General features: G+C 68.0%; 15 protein-coding genes and 1 riboswitch. Of the genes, 14 read left to right on the forward strand and 1 reads right to left on the reverse strand.

Annotation, left to right across the window (positions count from 1 at the left end):
• Window positions 1-121: 121 nt before the first annotated feature.
• The 6 genes from IAG44_RS24495 to IAG44_RS24520 all read left to right on the forward strand — a co-directional run bounded on the left by IAG44_RS24495 (window position 122) and on the right by IAG44_RS24520 (window position 5,980).
• Entirely contained in the window at window positions 122-1,159 is a 1,038-nt protein-coding gene (locus IAG44_RS24495; RefSeq protein WP_187749220.1) for a LysM peptidoglycan-binding domain-containing protein, read from the forward strand.
• Window positions 1,160-1,380: 221 nt separating this feature from the next.
• A riboswitch (cyclic di-AMP (ydaO/yuaA leader) is annotated at window positions 1,381-1,547 on the forward strand.
• A 4-nt stretch (window positions 1,548-1,551) separates the two neighbouring features.
• Window positions 1,552-2,247 carry a LysM peptidoglycan-binding domain-containing protein gene (locus IAG44_RS24500; protein ID WP_187749221.1) on the forward strand — a complete coding sequence of 232 codons (696 nt, stop codon included), beginning with the start codon at window positions 1,552-1,554 and terminating at the stop codon, window positions 2,245-2,247.
• Between the two features lie 249 nt (window positions 2,248-2,496).
• Complete coding sequence (gene eno, locus IAG44_RS24505) at window positions 2,497-3,792, forward strand: phosphopyruvate hydratase (protein WP_187749222.1); 1,296 nt, start codon at window positions 2,497-2,499, stop codon at window positions 3,790-3,792.
• 134 nt (window positions 3,793-3,926) lie between these two features.
• On the forward strand, window positions 3,927-4,403 hold the full coding sequence (locus IAG44_RS24510) for an FtsB family cell division protein (protein ID WP_187749223.1): 477 nt from the start codon (window positions 3,927-3,929) through the stop codon (window positions 4,401-4,403).
• 102 nt (window positions 4,404-4,505) lie between these two features.
• Entirely contained in the window at window positions 4,506-5,036 is a 531-nt protein-coding gene (locus IAG44_RS24515; protein WP_187749224.1) for a DUF501 domain-containing protein, read from the forward strand.
• The gene (locus IAG44_RS24520; RefSeq protein WP_187749225.1) at window positions 5,033-5,980 is read left to right on the forward strand and encodes a Ppx/GppA phosphatase family protein; all 948 of its coding nucleotides are present in this window, start codon (window positions 5,033-5,035) and stop codon (window positions 5,978-5,980) included. The genes IAG44_RS24515 and IAG44_RS24520 overlap by 4 nt, the downstream gene beginning before the upstream one ends.
• 61 nt (window positions 5,981-6,041) lie before the next feature.
• Here IAG44_RS24520 and IAG44_RS24525 read toward each other — a convergent pair whose 3' ends face one another.
• Entirely contained in the window at window positions 6,042-6,485 is a 444-nt protein-coding gene (locus IAG44_RS24525) for a hypothetical protein (RefSeq protein WP_187749226.1), read from the reverse strand.
• Window positions 6,486-7,041: 556 nt separating this feature from the next.
• Between IAG44_RS24525 and IAG44_RS24530 the strand changes: the two genes are divergently transcribed.
• The 8 genes from IAG44_RS24530 (at window position 7,042) to IAG44_RS24565 (ending at window position 17,406) form a co-directional block, all read left to right on the forward strand.
• Window positions 7,042-8,430 carry an NAD(P)/FAD-dependent oxidoreductase gene (locus IAG44_RS24530; RefSeq protein WP_187749227.1) on the forward strand — a complete coding sequence of 463 codons (1,389 nt, stop codon included), beginning with the start codon at window positions 7,042-7,044 and terminating at the stop codon, window positions 8,428-8,430.
• A gap of 309 nt (window positions 8,431-8,739) precedes the next feature.
• A complete protein-coding gene (locus IAG44_RS24535; RefSeq protein ID WP_246562042.1) occupies window positions 8,740-9,237 on the forward strand; it encodes a hypothetical protein in 498 nt (165 codons plus the stop codon).
• 41 nt (window positions 9,238-9,278) lie between these two features.
• A complete protein-coding gene (locus IAG44_RS24540; protein WP_223006805.1) occupies window positions 9,279-10,808 on the forward strand; it encodes a WXG100 family type VII secretion target in 1,530 nt (509 codons plus the stop codon).
• Between the two features lie 30 nt (window positions 10,809-10,838).
• Entirely contained in the window at window positions 10,839-12,167 is a 1,329-nt protein-coding gene (mycP, locus tag IAG44_RS24545; protein WP_187749229.1) for a type VII secretion-associated serine protease mycosin, read from the forward strand.
• A gap of 198 nt (window positions 12,168-12,365) precedes the next feature.
• Entirely contained in the window at window positions 12,366-12,884 is a 519-nt protein-coding gene (locus IAG44_RS24550) for a hypothetical protein (protein WP_187749230.1), read from the forward strand.
• Window positions 12,885-12,943: 59 nt separating this feature from the next.
• Complete coding sequence (locus tag IAG44_RS24555; protein WP_187749231.1) at window positions 12,944-15,253, forward strand: hypothetical protein; 2,310 nt, start codon at window positions 12,944-12,946, stop codon at window positions 15,251-15,253.
• Between the two features lie 66 nt (window positions 15,254-15,319).
• A complete protein-coding gene (locus IAG44_RS24560) occupies window positions 15,320-15,883 on the forward strand; it encodes a hypothetical protein (RefSeq protein WP_187749232.1) in 564 nt (187 codons plus the stop codon).
• A gap of 230 nt (window positions 15,884-16,113) precedes the next feature.
• A complete protein-coding gene (locus IAG44_RS24565; RefSeq protein WP_187749233.1) occupies window positions 16,114-17,406 on the forward strand; it encodes an SAM-dependent methyltransferase in 1,293 nt (430 codons plus the stop codon).
• Window positions 17,407-17,484: the final 78 nt, after the last annotated feature.

Here is a 17,484-nt window from a genome sequence, read left to right on the forward strand (position 1 = left end):
GTGATCTTCACGTGATCCGCGCGGCATGAACTTGTGACAAGCGATCGTATGCCGATACGTTCACAAGCCGGAGCGGCCCCCACGCCACTCCCGCCCCCACCGTCGTGAGAAAGGCGCCCGCATGCTCTCCGGGAACGGCCGTCACCGTCGCCCTCGTCAGGCCCCGGCTCTCCTCGTCGCCGCAGGAGTGACCGGCACCGCGATCGCGATCCCGCTGCTCGGCGCGAGCGGGGCGAGCGCCGCCGACGGATCGGCCGTCTGGGACAAGGTCGCGGGCTGCGAGACGGACGGCGACTGGAGCGAGAACACCGGGTCGGGCAAGTTCGGCGGCCTGCACCTCACGCTGGACGACTGGCAGAAGTACGGCGGCCTCCAGTACGCCGAGCGCCCCGACCTCGCGAGCCGCGCCGAGCAGATGACGATCGCCCAGAAGGTCCTCGCCGACCAGGGCCCCGGCGCCTGGCCCGTCTGCGCCCTCACGACCGGCCTGACGAAGGAGAACGGCTCGGTCGCGCTGGACACCCCCACGCCCACGCCGTCACCCAGCACGCCCGACTCGTCCGGTACCTCCGGCTCGTCCGGCTCGTCCGGTACGTCGGACTCGTCCAAGGGGTCCGGCGCGACGGGGAGTTCGGGGCAGTCCGGGACGACCGACCCCGCGGCGCCGAAGACCCCGGCGACGCCCACGCCGTCGACGTCCCCGTCCCCCTCTCCCGCGCCCGTCGACCCCGACGCGTCGTCCGGACGGCCGACCGGGGAGGTGCCGGGGGACTCCGCGGGGGGCGACAAGTCCGACACGTCCGGGAATGCCGCGCCGAACGCTCCACAGGTACCGGACAGCGCACCCACAGCTCCGGCGACCGAGGACAACCCCGTGCAGAGCGCCGGTTCTTGGAGCCTCGTGGACACCGGGGCCGGCGCGTCCGATGAGGCGGTCTCGGGGGCGTCTCCGCTCTCGATCGGGACCGGAAAGCACCGCGGGGCGAGCGGGGACGAGCCGACGACGTACACCGTCCGGGTCGGGGACACGCTCACCTCCATCGCCGACTCCCTTGCGCTTGACGGCGGATGGCGCGCCCTCTACGCCGCGAACAAGGGGGTCATCGGGGTCGACCCGAGCGACATCGTCCCCGGTCAGACGCTGTCTCTCGGGAACTGAGGCGGCGGGCGGCAAAGGCGTAAAAGCGGGCGGAAACACGGCAGTTCAGCGCCCGGCTTCGCGCTGAATGTCCGTTTTGGCGAAAGTGTGGGATGAGTCTCAGAAGCCCTGATCGTCTTTGAAAATCGGCTCGGGGCATGTCTACGGTCGAGGCCGCTCGGCAACCCGAGCCCCGGCTGCCGCAACGCCGAATCCTGCCAGCGGCCGTCCGGGAACAGTCGTCGCGTCAAGCGCCGTAGGCAGGAGCGGGGGACCCAAGGTAAGTGCTGGGGACGGTGGTTGGGGCCACCGGAACCGGCTTGGGGTGAAGTCGCACATCAGGTGCGGCAGGGCAACTCAACCGGCCCTAACCCGACAGCTCACCTCGCAGGCGTCGGTGAGGGGATCGAAGCATGCTGTTTTCCGGCAAGGGCAAGCACCGTCGTCCGTCCAAGGCCACTCGTGCCGTCGCGCTCGCCGGTGTCACCGGTGTCGCCGTCGCCGCCCCGCTGATGGCGGCCGGCAACGCCTCCGCCGCGACCGCCTCCGAGTGGGACGCCGTCGCGCAGTGCGAGTCCGGCGGCAACTGGTCCATCAACACCGGCAACGGGTACTACGGCGGGCTCCAGTTCTCGCCGTCGACCTGGGCCGCGTACGGCGGCACGGCGTACGCGTCGAGCGCCGACCGGGCCAGCAAGTCGCAGCAGATAGCGGTGGCCGAGAAGGTCCTCGCCTCGCAGGGCAAGGGTGCCTGGCCGAGCTGTGGCGTGGGTCTGTCGGGCGCGAGCTACAGCGGTGGCGGTTCGTCCTCGTCCAGCGGTTCGAGCAGCCGGACGGAGACGCCCAGCTCCTCCCGCTCCACCGAGCGTCAGGCCGCGCCCAAGCAGAGCGCCCCGAAGTCGACGTCCTCCAAGACCGTCACCACGCCGACCGGCAAGAAGGTCAAGAAGGGCGACGGCGAGTACAAGGTCGTCAAGGGTGACACCCTCAGCTCCATCGCGGCGAAGCACAAGGTCGCGGGCGGCTGGCAGAAGCTGTTCCAGCTGAACAAGGACATCATCCAGGACGCGAACCTGATCTACCCCGGCCAGCAGCTTCACCTGAAGTAAGCGGGCCCCCTGTCGCCTGCCCCGGTGCGTGCTCCCCCGTTACGCACCGGGGCAGGTTTTTTCGTGCCCAGCGCCGCGCCCGCTGTTCGCCTTCTCGCCACCCCCTCTTTGTTCCGTCTTGGAACAATGGGTACGGTCGGTTCTGTCCCATGGGGCGGTCGGTCGGCTGGCCGAAGCCCCCGGGCCGGTTAGGCTCTAGTCGCAAGGCCCCAGCGGCCCCGCACAACCAGCGTCACATCCAAGAAGGAGATGCTCGTGCCGTCCATCGACGTCGTCGTAGCCCGGGAAATCCTGGACTCCCGAGGCAACCCCACGGTCGAGGTCGAGGTCGGCCTCGACGACGGCAGCACCGGTCGTGCCGCCGTCCCGTCCGGCGCCTCCACCGGTGCCTTCGAGGCCATCGAGCTGCGCGACGGTGACCCGAACCGCTACCAGGGCAAGGGCGTCGAGAAGGCCGTCCTCGCCGTCATCGAGCAGATCGGCCCGGAGCTGGTCGGCTACGACGCGACCGAGCAGCGGCTGATCGACCAGGCGATGTTCGACCTGGACGCCACCGACAACAAGGGCTCGCTCGGCGCGAACGCCATCCTCGGCGTCTCCCTGGCCGTCGCGCACGCCGCCTCCGAGGCGTCCGACCTGCCGCTCTTCCGCTACCTCGGCGGCCCGAACGCGCACCTCCTGCCGGTGCCGATGATGAACATCCTGAACGGCGGCTCGCACGCCGACTCCAACGTGGACATCCAGGAGTTCATGATCGCGCCGATCGGCGCCGAGTCCTTCTCCGAGGCCCTGCGCTGGGGCACCGAGGTCTACCACACCCTCAAGAAGGTCCTGAAGACCAAGGGCCTGTCCACCGGTCTCGGCGACGAGGGCGGCTTCGCGCCGAACCTCGACTCCAACCGTGCCGCGCTCGACCTCATCCTCGAGGCCATCAAGCAGGCCGGGTACGTCCCCGGCGAGCAGATCGCGCTCGCGCTCGACGTCGCCGCGTCCGAGTTCTACAAGGACGGCGCGTACGAGTTCGAGGGCAAGTCCCGCTCGGCCGCCGAGATGACCGAGTACTACGAGGACCTGGTCGCCTCCTACCCGCTGGTCTCCATCGAGGACCCGCTGTTCGAGGACGACTGGGCCGGCTGGAAGGTCCTCACCGACAAGCTGGGCGACAAGGTCCAGATCGTCGGCGACGACCTCTTCGTCACCAACCCCGAGCGCCTGGCCCGTGGCATCGAGGAGGGCACGGCCAACGCCCTGCTCGTGAAGGTGAACCAGATCGGCTCGCTGACCGAGACGCTGGACGCCGTCGAGCTGGCCCAGCGCAACGGCTTCAAGTGCATGATGTCCCACCGCTCCGGCGAGACCGAGGACGTCACCATCGCCGACCTCGCCGTCGCCACCAACTGCGGCCAGATCAAGACCGGCGCCCCGGCCCGCTCCGAGCGCGTCGCCAAGTACAACCAGCTCCTGCGCATCGAGGAGATCCTGGACGACGCGGCGGTCTACGCCGGCCGCTCCGCGTTCCCGCGGTTTCGCTCTGCGAACCATTAAGCACAGCAAGGGCTGACCCTAGGGGGCTGAACCCCCTAAGGGGCGTCCCTTAAGAGGCGTCGTCCGTACGTCCCCGTACCCGGTCCCGTACCGTGTGCGGGGACGTACGCACGTATGAACGGGAGGCGGGACGCATGGCCGTGAAGGACAGGGACCGGTTCTCCACCGCGACCAGACTCCGCATCCTCGGCGAGCAGACCGCCGCCCGCGTCTACCGCTCCCAGACGAAACGCCAGCAGCGCCGCTCCCGCCTCACCGGCCGCGCGGCCCTCCTCGCCCTCGTCCTGTGCACCCTCGTCGTCGCCCTCGCCTACCCGATGCGGCAGTACGTCTCGCAGCGCGCCGAGATCGCCGACCTCGAACGCGAGCAGGAACAGGCCCGCCAGAAGGTCGAGCAACTGCGCGACCAGAAGGCCCGCTGGCAGGACGACGCCTACGCCGAGCAGCAGATCCGCCTCCGTCTGCACTACGTCCTGCCCGGCGAGACCGGCTTCGTCGTCGTCGACCCGGACGCCGCCAAGCAGGCCCGCGCGGACGCCGGCGCCGCCGACCGGCCCTGGTACGCGAACGTCTGGGACGGGGTGGACAAGGCGGACGCGGTCGGCAGGTGAGGCCAGGGGGGCGGTCCCCTGATACTGGAGGGGCACCAGCACCGGCACCCACCCTCGCCGGCACCGGCCCTTCACCGACAGCAGAGAGACGATCGTACGAACATGCAAACGCCTCCCCCGACCACTGAGCGCACCGAGCCGACCGACGCGGACGTCGAGGCGTTCCGGCAGCAGCTCGGGCGCCCCCCTCGGGGCCTGCGCGCGATCGCCCACCGCTGCCCCTGCGGCCAGCCGGACGTCGTCGAGACGGCGCCCCGCCTGCCCGACGGCACCCCCTTCCCGACGCTGTACTACCTGACGTGCCCCAAGGCGAACTCCGCCATCGGCACGCTGGAGGCGAACGGCGTGATGAAGGAGATGACCGAGCGGCTGGCCCGGGACCCGGAACTCGCGGCGGCCTACCGCGCGGCCCACGAGGACTACGTCCGCCGGCGCGACGAGATCGAGGAGCTGAAGAACTTCCCCAGCGCCGGCGGCATGCCGGACCGCGTGAAGTGCCTGCACGTCCTGGTCGCCCACTCCCTCGCCGCCGGCCCCGGCGTGAACCCCCTCGGCGACGAGGCCCTGGCGATGCTGCCGGAGTGGTGGCGCAAGGGCGCGTGCGTGACGCTCACCGAGGAGACCGCGCAGTGACCCGCGTCGCCGCCGTCGACTGCGGCACCAACTCGATCCGCCTCCTCGTCGCCGACGTCACCCTCGAGACCGGTGAACTGACCGACCTGGACCGGCGGATGACGATCGTCCGGCTCGGCCAGGACGTCGACCGCACCGGCCGGCTCGCCCCTGAGGCGCTGGAGCGGACGTTCGCCGCGTGCCGCGAGTACGCCGCCGTCATCAAGGACCTCGGCGCCGAACGCGTCCGCTTCGTGGCGACGTCCGCGTCCCGTGACGCCGAGAACCGCGACGAGTTCGTGCGGGGCGTCGTCGACATCCTCGGCGTGGAGCCGGAGGTCGTCTCCGGGGAGCAGGAGGCGGCGTTCTCCTTCACCGGGGCGACGAAGGAGCTGACGGGGCGCGCGGACCTCGCGACGCCCTACCTCGTCGTCGACATCGGCGGCGGCTCCACGGAGTTCGTCGTCGGCGACACCGCCGTCCGCGCCGCGCGCTCCGTCGACATCGGCTGCGTCCGGATGACCGAGCGGCACCTCGTGCGCGACGGCGCCGTCACCGATCCGCCGACCGAGGCGCAGGTCGCCGCGGCGCGCGCGGACATCGAGGCGGCGCTCGACCTCGCGGAGAAGACGGTCCCGCTGAGCGAGGCGCGCACGCTGGTCGGGCTCGCCGGGTCGGTCACCACGCTCTCGGCGATCGCCCAGGACCTCCCCGCGTACGACTCGACGGCCATCCACCACTCCCGGATCCCCTACGCGAAGGTCCGCGAGCTGACCGAGTGGCTGCTGCGCTCCACCCACGCCGAGCGCGCGGCGATCGGCTCCATGCATCCGGGGCGCGTGGACGTCATCGGCGCGGGCGCGCTCGTCCTGCTGGCGATCATGGAGCGGACCGGGGCGGCGGAGGTCGTGGTCAGCGAGCACGACATCCTCGACGGGATCGCGTTCGAGGTGGCGGCGGGCTAGGGCGCTGGGCAGGGGGAAGCCCCGGCACCTCGCAAGAGGGGGCCGGGGCTTCGTACGTCCGTCAGGCGTGGACGTTGATCCTGGAGCTGCAGTCGCTGAACGAGCCCTGGACGAGGCAGACGTACATCGTGCGGGTGGCGCCCTCGTCGAGGTCGCCGGTCGTGCGGTCGGTGTACGGCGCGGACTGGCCGCGTGTCGTGGCGATGCGGCCGTCGCTGAGGTGGGCCTCGATGCCGTAACCGTCCGCCAGCTGGTCGGAGGCGATCAGGGTGTCCCCGGTGGAGGAGTCGAGGGAGCCCGGGTCGGCCGCCCACATGGCGGTTCCGGCGTAGTCGCCGTTGTTGAAGACGTCGATGCGGCCGGAGCCGTCGGTGAACGTGTAGCTGCGGAAATTGACGGTCGGCGCGGCGTTCGCCGGGCTCGCCGGGCCGGCCAGGACCAGACCGCCGGCCAGTGCCAGCGCGGAGGCGACGACGGACGCCGCTCTCTTACCCCGTGTCTTCACGTGTGACCTCGTCTCACAGAGTTGATGTTGTGAAGGAGGCACATCATTCATGGCGGGGGAGGGGAAGAAGAAGCGATTTTCGGCCAAGTGTGGAAATCAGGCCGCTGAGGGTCTGGGGCGGCTGCTCCTGCCGTTCTTCCACTTGATTCTCCGCTGAGCAGGGACGACACCGTTTGAGCGGGGTCGAGGGGCGGTGCGGTGACGTCCTGTCGGCAAAGTTCGTGAAGTTCTTCACAAGGAAATGGGTCCCGTCGGGCGAGGAATGTGCCCCGGTTGGCCCTTCCGGGGCCCCAACTGGCGTATGAACACGTTCAAAACGGAGGGACGGGGGCGTTTCGACGCGATGTCGCGGAGGTGTCGTCCGGCCCTGTCGGGAGGGGTTTCGAGCGGTTGACGGGCAGCTCACGGCCCATTGACAACGGTGTGAGGAGGGGCCGGGTTCCCACTCGCGGACATGACATGGATCACGCGAGTCGCGGAGGATAACACACCCCCCGTCAAAGCTTGTGAAGGGGCGCACGAGCGACCCCCCTGACCCGGGTGGATACTCGATGGCATGAGCACCACGGAGCGTCCCAGGATCCTCGTAGTAGGCGGTGGGTACGTAGGCCTGTACGCAGCTCGGCGCATTCTCAAGAAGATGCGCTACGGCGAGGCGACCGTCACGGTCGTCGACCCCCGGTCGTACATGACCTACCAGCCCTTCCTCCCCGAAACCGCCGCCGGCAACATCTCCCCGCGCCACGTCGTCGTCCCGCTGCGACGCGTGCTGCCGAAGGCGGAGGTGCTCACCGGCCGGGTCACCACCATCGACCAGGACCGCAAGGTCGCGACGATCGCGCCGCTCGTCGGCGAGGCGTACGAGCTGCCCTTCGACTACCTGGTGATCGCGCTCGGCGCCGTCTCCCGCACCTTCCCGATCCCCGGCCTCGCCGAGCAGGGCATCGGCATGAAGGGCGTCGAGGAGGCCATCGGCCTGCGCAACCACGTCCTCGAACAGCTCGACAAGGCCGACTCCACGACCGACGAGGAGATCCGCCGCAAGGCGCTCACCTTCGTCTTCATCGGCGGCGGGTTCGCCGGCGCGGAGACCATCGGCGAGGTCGAGGACCTGGCCCGGGACGCGGCCAAGTACTACAAGACGGTCTCCCGCGAGGACATGCGCTTCGTCCTCGTCGACGCCGCCGACAAGATCCTCCCCGAGGTCGGCCCCAAGCTCGGCCTCTACGGCAAGGAGCACCTGGAGAGCCGCGGCGTCGAGATCTACCTCTCGACCTCGATGGACTCCTGCGTCGACGGCCACGTCGTCCTGAAGAACGGCCTCGAGGTCGACTCCAACACGATCGTCTGGACGGCCGGCGTCAAGCCGAACCCCGTCCTCGCGCGCTACGGCCTGCCCCTCGGCCCCCGCGGTCACGTCGACACCTCCGAGACCCTTCAGGTCCAGGGCACCGACTACATCTGGGCCGCCGGCGACAACGCCCAGGTCCCCGACGTCGCCGCCCGCAAGGCCGGCGTCGAGAACGCCTGGTGCCCGCCGAACGCGCAGCACGCGCTGCGGCAGGCCAAGGTCCTCGGCGACAACGTGGTCTCCGGCATGCGGGGCTTCCCGCAGAAGACCTACTCCCACGCCAACAAGGGCGCCGTGGCCGGCCTCGGCCTCCACAAGGGCGTCGCGATGATCGTCTTCGGCAAGATGAAGATCAAGGTGCGCGGGCGGCTCGCCTGGTACATGCACCGCGGCTACCACGGCATGGCCATGCCGACCTGGAACCGCAAGATCCGCGTCTTCGCCGACTGGACGCTCGGGATGTTCCTCAAGCGTGAGGTCGTCGCGCTGGGGGCGCTTGAGACTCCTCGCGAGGAGTTCTACGAGGCCGCCAAGCCCGCGCCCGCGCCCGCGGCTGCCAAGACGGAGTCCAAGACGGAGGCCAAGGCTTCCTGAGAGAAGGGGAGTTCGGGGCCCCGTTCCCTGAATTCCCCTCCGCCTCTCTGCTGTCGCTGCTTACACAAGGCAGTTGGTCCGCGAGCCCTGTTCCGGGGCTCACGGACTCGTACCGGTCCTCGTCCGAAGGGGCCGCCCGCCATCCGTGGTGCGGGCGGCCCCTTCGGCGTACCGGGGTGCAGCTGAGTAGGAATGCTCATGCGGCCGCCCGGATGTGGGGGTTGGATGGACGGTGGTGGCCCTCGGGGGTCGGCTGTCGGTGGCGGTGGTTAGAGTTGACTGTGTGATCCGTACGGGGAGGGTGACGGGATGTTGCTGGAGGGCGGGGAGAACCCGGCGATCGACGCGCGGAACGCGATTCAGGCGCAGGCCGACATGGCCACGGAGTACGCGTCGTTCACAGGTTTCCGCACGCGGATAGACGAACTGATCCGTACCCTCAAGGGCTCCTCGGCCGGCCCCGCCGAACTGGCCCAGGACCAGCTCACCCGCACCCAGTTCGGCGGCGGCAGCGAGGGCTGGATCGAGGCGGCGGGTCTCTTCACGGCGTACCAGACGGTCATCACCGAGCTGGAGAACCTCTCCAAGCTCCTCTCCGACTCCATGGAAGGCATGGGCATCGCCGTCCTCGCCTCCCACAAGGGCTACGAGAACATCGACCTCGACATCCGCCAGCGCATGGCCGCGATCAGCGCGGAGACGACGAAGGAGTACGGCGGGGTCTACGACCCGGGCCAGCCGCAGCAGACGGCCGCCCAGCCGTCGTCCGGCGCCGCCACGAAGAACGCGAAGGGCGGCGCGATCTGATGCGTGACGCTCAGAGTTCGGGCGGTACGTTCTTCGACGGTATGAGCCATGAGCAGATGCTGGCGTGGCTGGACCAGGCGAACGCGGGCGTGGTCAGTGGTGCGGCGGACCGTCTGAAGAAGGCGGCCACCGAGATCCAGAGCATCGCCGACGAACTGAAGGTCCGTCCGCAGTGGGTCGCCTGGAAGGGCGAGGGCGCCGATGCCTTCCGCACCTGGGCGGCCGACCTCGCGAACGCGACCCTGCGGCTGAGCGACTTCAGCCGCGACTCCGGCACCTGGCTCTCCCACGCCTCCGACGCCATCTCCCTGGCCCAGTCCGCCATCCCCCGCGACCTCCCCGGCGCCACCGCCAACCTCGCCGCCGCGAACGCCGCCCACAACGACCCCGACGCCGCCTCCATCGCGTCCAAGTCCTCCGCCGAACTCGCGGCTCTGAAGGCGGACCGGGAGAAGGTCCGCCTGGAGGCGGCCACCCAGATGAACAAGCTGGCGCAGTCGTATTCGTGGTCGGCTACGCAGTTGAACTCGTTGGAGAGGCCGAAGCTTCCACCGCCGCCGAAGGCGTTCCTGCCCCCCGATGTCCGCGCAGTCGACAGCATGAGGGATAAGGCGCCTACAGGGGACAGCGGTTCGGCCGGTGGGGGGTCGGCTCTCGGGTCCGTTTCCACGTCTCGTGGTGTGACGGGAGATGGCAGCACGACCGGGAAGTCTCCTGAACGGCATGCCTCAGGCGCTTCCGCGCCGCTGCCGCATGCGTCGGTGGACGCGGTATTGCCGCCGACACGAACGGCCATCGACTCGGTGGGGACTTTGCCGTCACAGACCCCGGTGCAGGTCCCGCACACCCCTGTCGACCCCGGCCCGCTGAAGGGCGGGGTGCAACAGTCGCTTCTGGCGCCCCCGTTGTTCGGTACTGGTCAGGTACTCCCCGGCAACAACCCTGTGGTGCAGGGCCGAGCTACTGGTGCCGGCACGATCCCCATGCCCTCGACGAGTCAGGGAACTGGGACCGCGACGCCGGTCGGGCGGATCCCGAACGGAGTCGGTGGAGGCAACGGCATCGTCGGCGGCCGTCCTGTCCTGCCGTCGGAAAGCAGGCCGACCGGAGCTATTCCGCGTGGCACGGTCGTCGGCGGTGAAGGCGTACAGGCGCGCGGCCCGATGGGACAGACGACAGGCATGACGAATCCGGTCGGCCGAGCGGCCGGTGTATCGGGTGCGACTTCTGGCAACCGTCCGGTGTCCTCTCCCGGCGGCGTTGTCGGAGGCCGTCCGGCAGTCAATTCCGCTGTCGTAGGAGGCGATCCCGCCAGGCAGCCGAGGCGTACAGGAGGCCGCATTCCTGGTTCCGGTGCGATCGGTGCCGGCGGGGAGGGAACGCGGAATCCTACTGCAGGTGGAACAACCTCCGGCGGGAGCTGCAACGCAGCAAGCCCTGCCTCGCGCCCGCCGCAAGGGACGCCGCCGGCACAGACGCGAAACGGGAGCGGTCGACCGTACGGTGTGACGGAGGACGAGGAGACCTGGCGGCGGAACCAGCGGCCCACCGTGCCGCCGGTCGTCGAGTGATGCGTTCAGGGACAAGGGAGAACCAAGTTCATGCGGACCGGTAGCGCTCGGTACAGGCTGTGCCGTGTGATGACAGTGACGGTCTTGGGGCTGTCGCTGGTAGGTATCGCCGGAACGCCGGCGAGCGCGGAGACGATCCGTCAGGAACAGTGGTTTCTCGACGCCATGCAGGCCGAGAACATGTGGAAGATCAGCACCGGCGAGGGCGTCACGGTCGCGGTCATCGACTCAGGTGTGGATTCCACGAATCCTGATCTCGTAGGACGTGTTCTTCCCGGCAAGGACTTTTCCACGGGGCAGCCCGGTGACGCACATACGGATTATGAAGGCCATGGCACCGGGATGGCTGGCCTGATCGCGGGAACAGGTGCGTACAACGGCGGGCAAGGTGCCTTTGGCCTCGCTCCTGGGGCAAAGATTCTGCCCATTCGGCTTCCCAACAGTGGCGCTGCGGCTAATTTGGCCGAGAGTGACAAGGTATTCAACGATGCGCTTCCCTCGGCGATCCGTTATGCCGCCGATCACGACGCGAAGGTGATCAACATTTCCCAGGCGTCAACAGAAACGACGCCACAGGTGACCGCCGCAGTCACCTATGCCCTCAAGAAGGGCTCATTGGTATTTGCTGGTGTCGGCAATGATGCGGAGAAGGGAAATTTGGTGATGTACCCGGCGGCCACACCTGGTGTGGTCGGCGTCGCGGCGGTAGGAAAGGACCTTCACCGGACGGCGGAGTCCGAGTACGGTCCTCAAGTCGACATGGCCGCACCGGGTGAGCAGATGGTCCACGCCTGTGGAACCAAGAGCGGCATGTGCGAAAGCCACGGCACCAGTGACGCCACCGCCCTGGCCTCCGCCAGCGCCGCCCTGATCTGGTCCGTCCACCCCACCTGGACCAACAACCAGGTCCTGCGCGTCATGCTGAACACCATCGGTGGCCCCACGGACGGCGCCAAGCGCAACGACGCCATCGGCTACGGCATCGTCCGCCCCCGCATCGCCCTCCAGAACCCCGGCGACCCGGGCCCGGCGGACGTCTACCCCCTCCCCGACCTCGCGGAGGCGCAGCAGCCAGCGTCCCCCGCCCCCACCCCGTCGGCGAAGGAGAGCGAACCGGCGAAGGCGGCGGCTGCGACGAAGGGCGACGACGGCACCCCGTGGCTGGGGATCGGCCTCGGTGTGGGCGCCCTCGTCGCGGCCGGCGTGGCAGCGACGATCGTCGTCAGGAAGCGCCGCACCACCGCGCCGCAGCCCACCGGGAGCCAGCCCTACCCGGCGCCGCAACAGGGCTTCGGCCCGCCCCCGGCGATGCCGGCGAACGTTCCGCCCCAGCCTCCTCGGGGCCCGGACGGCAACTGATCCCCCGCTCCCGCCCCCCGTCGGAACGATCTCCCCGAACGCTTCACACCCCTGCACCGATCGATGCGAAACACGCCTCCCTGACTCTCTTACCAAGTTGCTAACTTGTACGGAGATCGGGGACGCGCGGCCACGCGAGTGGTGCCGTACGGAGGAAAGCCGCGGTGGCGAGCCGCACACGGGGAAGGTGGCAGGCCGATGGCCTGGGACGAGTGGGAACAGCTCAAGGCGGGTGCGCTGGAGCGCCAACAGGGCTCCTCCGGGATGCAGTTGAACAGCGTGGACCTCGGCACGGACTCGAACGGCCGTCAGGCCACGATGCCGAGTGCGTACGGCGTACTCAAGGTCTCGCAGAAGGACCTCGCGGCGATCGGCAAGTCCGCCCACACCTTGTTCAACGACCTGTACGACAAGGCCCGGGTCGCGGGCCCCTCCAGTGACTCGGCGGCGAAGGATCTCACGGGGCAGGGCTTCGCCCTCGGCGCCGCACTCCAGCACGTCTCGACCCGCTGGACGGCCCAGCTCAAATCGCTGTTGGACGCCTGCGCGCACATCTCGAACCACATGCACGTCACGAAGAGGCTGCACGCCGGGGACGACGACTACATCGCGCGGGTGGTCAGCAGCATCGCCGTCCTGGACGACGGCTTCGACGAACGCGTCGGCAAGCCGGGTACGCCCAACTCGGTGTACGGGGAGCCGAAGAAGAAGGAGTGAGGACGGCGACGTACCGCACCGCCGAGCCCTCCGCCCCGCCCACCGAGGAATGACGCCCCGTGAAATTCGACGCCCTGTACCACGCCAACTTCACCCTGCTCTCCGAAGCGGTCACCGACTGGGGGACGCTCGTCACGAGCCTGGCGCAGCTCCAGAAGGACGCGGAGACCGGGCTGCACCAGGCGGCCAACAAGGCCAACTGGGCTGGCGTCAACCAGCAGGTCAGCAAGGAGTTCATCGGCAAGACGGCCGGTGAGTTCGCCGACGCCCACACCCAGGCGAACAGCATCTACCGGATCCTGGAGGACACCCTCGGCGAACTCAAGGGTTTCCACCAGCAGTTGACGACGGCCGTCAGCAACGCCAACACCAAGGGCTTCAGCGTCCTCCCCAACGGCGACGGTTTCATGGTCACGTTGACGACCCGCCCCCAGGACCCCGCGGGCAAGGAGCCGGACCGCACCGCCGAGATGACCGCCGTCCGCGACGACATCCAGAAGATCCTCAACCAGGCGTCCACGAGCGACAGTTCGGCGGCGACCGTCCTCAAGGCCCTCGTGGACCAGAGCGAGTTGGGCTTCTCGGGTGCCGACTACAAGGACCGGGATTCCGCCGCCGAGGCCGTCAAGGAAGCCGACAACCTCGCCAGGCTGGCGAAGAAGGACCCCCACGACCTGACGGTCAAGGAGTTCGACCAGCTCAACGCGGGTTTCAAGAAGTACGCCGACGACCCGCTGTTCGCCGAACGGTTCGCCGCGACCCTCGGACCGCAGAAGACCCTGGAGTTCTGGTCCGGCCTCACCGACGGCCGCAACTACGACGTCGTCGACGAACGCCGCGACCAACTCGACGACCTCCAGCGGGGGTTGAGCCTCACCCTCGCGGGCGCCTCGCAGAGCGACTCCTCCGCGATGACCGCCTGGAAGCGCGACATGACCGGCCTCGGCGCGACGAGGATCGGCGGCGACAGCGGCCCCATGGGCTTCCAGGTCATGAGCAACCTGATGCGCGTCGGCGACTACGACGACAAGTTCCTCACCGGTTACGGCAATCGCCTGATGGCCGAGGAGAAGCAGCTCACCGCCTACGGCCAACAGCCCAACCGCGTCTGGCAGTTCGGCGGCGCCGGCGGCACCTACCAACGCCTCAACTTCCTCGGCGACGACACCGGCGCCGACCCCCTCACCGGCTACATGCGCGGCCTCGCCAACAGCCCCGACGCCGCGACCACCTTCTTCAACGCCGAGTACGTAGCCAAGGACGACCCCAACAACCCCTTCGAGCGAGACTCCGACGACGAGAACAGCTACAAGGGCAAAGTCGGCCTCTCCAACTTCCAGTACCTCTTCGAAGAACGCGACTGGCCCCAGGAAACCAACCTCAAAGGCGACGACCTCCACACCGGCCAGAACTACATGGCCATGGCCCTGGAAGCAGCGACCACAGGGCACCCGGCGGGGGAGATGCCCACCGCGGACACGCCGCCGCACAACAGCCAACAGACCAAACTGTTCGAGTCCATTATCTCGTCGATCTCGCAGAAGGACACGCTCCTTACTGGCAATGGCTATATGTCGGACAGTATGGGGCAGATTACGGCAGAATACATGCCGGACATTCATCGGCAGCTGTCTGCGGGAAAAAATGATGAGGCTCTTTATCCGGTCGTGGGTTCTGTTGCGAACCCTGGAGAGAAGGAATTGACTCGATTCCTCTACGCACTTGGCAGGAATCCGGAAGGGTATGCTGCTGTAAATCTGGGTCAGTACAGCTACACGACACAGTTGATGCATCACCACTTCACGCATCCCGGTGTTTATCTCGACCCGGGATTCTCTCAGTCCGACAGTCTCAAGCAGGGAATGGAGGGGGTTGCGAAGACTGCCGGACAGATTGAAGGGATTATCGCTGCCGGTCGCGCTTACGAGAACGAGGTTCGTGGCGCGGAAGCGGATGCCGAGTACAACTCGGCACTGGAATCCGCTGGCACTTGGGGCGGAACTGTCATCGGTATTGGCATTGGTATGGCTACTGCGCCGATGACAGGACCGGGCGGAGCCGTCATCGGTGATGTGGCGGGTACGGTTGCGGATGAACTCATCGGCAGCATCACCGGCGGCATGGCAAAGGACAGTACCGATGAAATTGTCTACCGCAACGGAAGTCTGTTCAATGACACCAGGGACTCGACTTATTCCTTGGTCGAAGAAGCTGCCAAGAAGGCCGGAGAAGCAGCTGGTCAACGTCATCCACTCATCGAGGGTTCCGTGGCCAACGCTGCAGAGTCAGGATTCGATACCGCCCGTTCTAAGATCAATGACTACATCGAAGGCGAGGGTGTACCCCGAAGCCTCGACTCGGAAGGCTGAACGTTGAAAATCAACCGCCCGAAGATCTTCATCCCTGCAGGGTTCGTGTTGGCTGTAGTCCTGGTCATGACAGTGCTGTATGTCTTTGGGTTTCCGCCGTTCAAAGAAGTGCGAGAGATTAAGGCTGGCGAAGTATGCGGTTCGCTCGGTGACGCGGCGCGTGCTGGAGCGGCGTTGAGGGAAGTTCTGCCCAAAAAGTCAGAATATTCCTCGAGGGATGATGTTACTGCCTCCCGTGTTGATGAGATGGATAGCTCTTACGGGACGTATTGCTTTGTTTACGGTGACGGCAAGCAGGTTGCTGTGGCCCGAGCGGAGCTGGTGGAGTACGAGAATACGGATCAATGGGTGAAAGAGGTGGTTGAGCAACTGGTTCCCGCGTCCTCCCTGACTCCTTTCGAAGCAGGTGATAGGGCCGTGGCTTCCAGTCGGATTGCGGCAATCTATTCACCTTGCCTGTCGCGCGGAGCGAATAGGTACCTCAGCGTGCATGTCCATTTGAAGGAAAAGGGTGATGCGGGCGATTCGGAACTGCGATCGGGCCTCATTGAATTGGCGGAGAATGCGACCGTGTATGCCCACTCTCGCGCCAGGTGTGACTTGCCTTCCAAAGTGAATGCTGCCAGTTGATGATGCCGACCTTGTCAACGGTGGAGCGGTCGGACTCTGAAGCGATGAAGGAGCTGATCGTGTCCTACGTTCAGGGATGTGAGGGGGCTGGCGGGGGTGGCTGAGGTGTGCGGTGACCGGATCTGACGGATTTACTGTGGCTTGATGGTTGTAAGGGAGTGGAACGGGGGTGGGTGGGTGTTTAGGGGGTGACAGGTCGTTCCGGGATCGATGTCACGGAGGTGGGTGTCATGGGTGGTGCCGCGGTGCGGCTCAAGGGGGCGTTGGAGTTGGTGGCCGGCGGGGAGGTGCCGGTGCGGATCCGGGCGTGGGACGGGTCCGAGGCCGGGCCGGAGGAGGGGCCGGTGTTGGTGGTGAGGAACCGGCGGGCGTTGCGGCGGTTGTTGTTCAAGCCGGGGGAACTGGGGCTGGCCCGGGCCTGGGTGGCGGGGGACGTCACGGTCGAGGGGGATCTCTACCGGGCGTTGGAGCTGCTGGCCGGGGTCATCTGGGAGCGCGGGGAGGAGGCGCCCTCACTGGCGCAGTCGCTGCGGCGGGCCGACTTCAGGCGCGGAGTCGTCGGGCTGATCAGGCTCGCGGGGCTGCCCCTCGCACCCACGCCGCCGCCCGAGGAAGCCCGGCGGGTCCGGCATCTGCACACCCGGCACACGGACCGCCGCGCCATCAGCCACCACTACGACGTGGGGAACGAGTTCTACTCGCTGGTGCTCGGGCCGTCCATGGTCTACTCCTGCGCCTACTGGAGCGAGGACGACGAGACGCTGGAAGCGGCGCAGCGGGACAAACTGGAGCTGGTGTGCCGGAAGTTGGGGGTCGGCGCGGGGCAGCGGGTGCTGGACGTCGGCTGCGGCTGGGGCTCGTTCGCGATCCACGCCGCGCGCGAGCACGGCGCCAGAGTCGTCGGCGTGACGCTCTCGCAGGAGCAGGCCGCCCTCGCCCGTAAGCGCGTCGCCGACGCCGGGCTCACGGACGTCGTCGAGATCCGCGTCCAGGACTACCGGGACGTCGACGACGGCCCCTTCGACGCGATCTCCTCCATCGGCATGGCCGAGCACGTCGGCGCCGAGAAGTACCTGGAGTACGCCCGCCGGCTCCACCAACTCCTCGCTCCCGGCGGCCGGTTGCTCAACCACCAGATCGCCCGGCCGCCCCGGATGGACGAAACCGCCTACGAGGTCGACTCGTTCATCGACGCGTACGTCTTCCCCGACGGCGAACTCGCGCCGCTCGGCACCACCGTCACGCAGTTGGAGCGCGCCGGGTTCGAGGTGCGCGACGTCGAGTCGATCCGCGAGCACTACGCGCTGACGCTGCGCCGCTGGGTGAGCAACCTGGAGGACGGATGGGAACGGGCGCTGAAACTCGTCAGCCCCGGACGGGCCCGGGTCTGGCAGCTCTACATGGCCGCCTCCGCCCTCGCCTTCGAACGCAACCGCATCGGCGTCAACCAGGTCCTCGCCGTCCGCACCCCCGAGTCGGGGAGCTCCGGACTGCCGCTGCGGACCCGGGTCTGGGCCGGGTGACGGGGCCTCCCCACAGCCCCTGCCCGGAAACACCCCGCACATGAGAGACGGGGCGGTCTCCACCCCCGTTATGGGAGA

This window comes from Streptomyces roseirectus (assembly GCF_014489635.1).
Classification (GTDB): Bacteria; Actinomycetota; Actinomycetes; order Streptomycetales; family Streptomycetaceae; genus Streptomyces; species Streptomyces roseirectus.

Coding starts and splice junctions, on each gene's coding strand:
- IAG44_RS24495 (WP_187749220.1), top strand. CDS start 122: ATGCTCTCCGGGAACGGCCGTCACCGTCGCCCTCGTCAGGCCCCGGCT.
- IAG44_RS24500 (WP_187749221.1), top strand. CDS start 1,552: ATGCTGTTTTCCGGCAAGGGCAAGCACCGTCGTCCGTCCAAGGCCACT.
- eno (WP_187749222.1), top strand. CDS start 2,497: ATGCTCGTGCCGTCCATCGACGTCGTCGTAGCCCGGGAAATCCTGGAC.
- IAG44_RS24510 (WP_187749223.1), top strand. CDS start 3,927: ATGGCCGTGAAGGACAGGGACCGGTTCTCCACCGCGACCAGACTCCGC.
- IAG44_RS24515 (WP_187749224.1), top strand. CDS start 4,506: ATGCAAACGCCTCCCCCGACCACTGAGCGCACCGAGCCGACCGACGCG.
- IAG44_RS24530 (WP_187749227.1), top strand. CDS start 7,042: ATGAGCACCACGGAGCGTCCCAGGATCCTCGTAGTAGGCGGTGGGTAC.
- IAG44_RS24535 (WP_246562042.1), top strand. CDS start 8,740: ATGTTGCTGGAGGGCGGGGAGAACCCGGCGATCGACGCGCGGAACGCG.
- IAG44_RS24540 (WP_223006805.1), top strand. CDS start 9,279: ATGAGCCATGAGCAGATGCTGGCGTGGCTGGACCAGGCGAACGCGGGC.
- mycP (WP_187749229.1), top strand. CDS start 10,839: ATGCGGACCGGTAGCGCTCGGTACAGGCTGTGCCGTGTGATGACAGTG.
- IAG44_RS24550 (WP_187749230.1), top strand. CDS start 12,366: ATGGCCTGGGACGAGTGGGAACAGCTCAAGGCGGGTGCGCTGGAGCGC.
- IAG44_RS24560 (WP_187749232.1), top strand. CDS start 15,320: ATGACAGTGCTGTATGTCTTTGGGTTTCCGCCGTTCAAAGAAGTGCGA.
- IAG44_RS24565 (WP_187749233.1), top strand. CDS start 16,114: ATGGGTGGTGCCGCGGTGCGGCTCAAGGGGGCGTTGGAGTTGGTGGCC.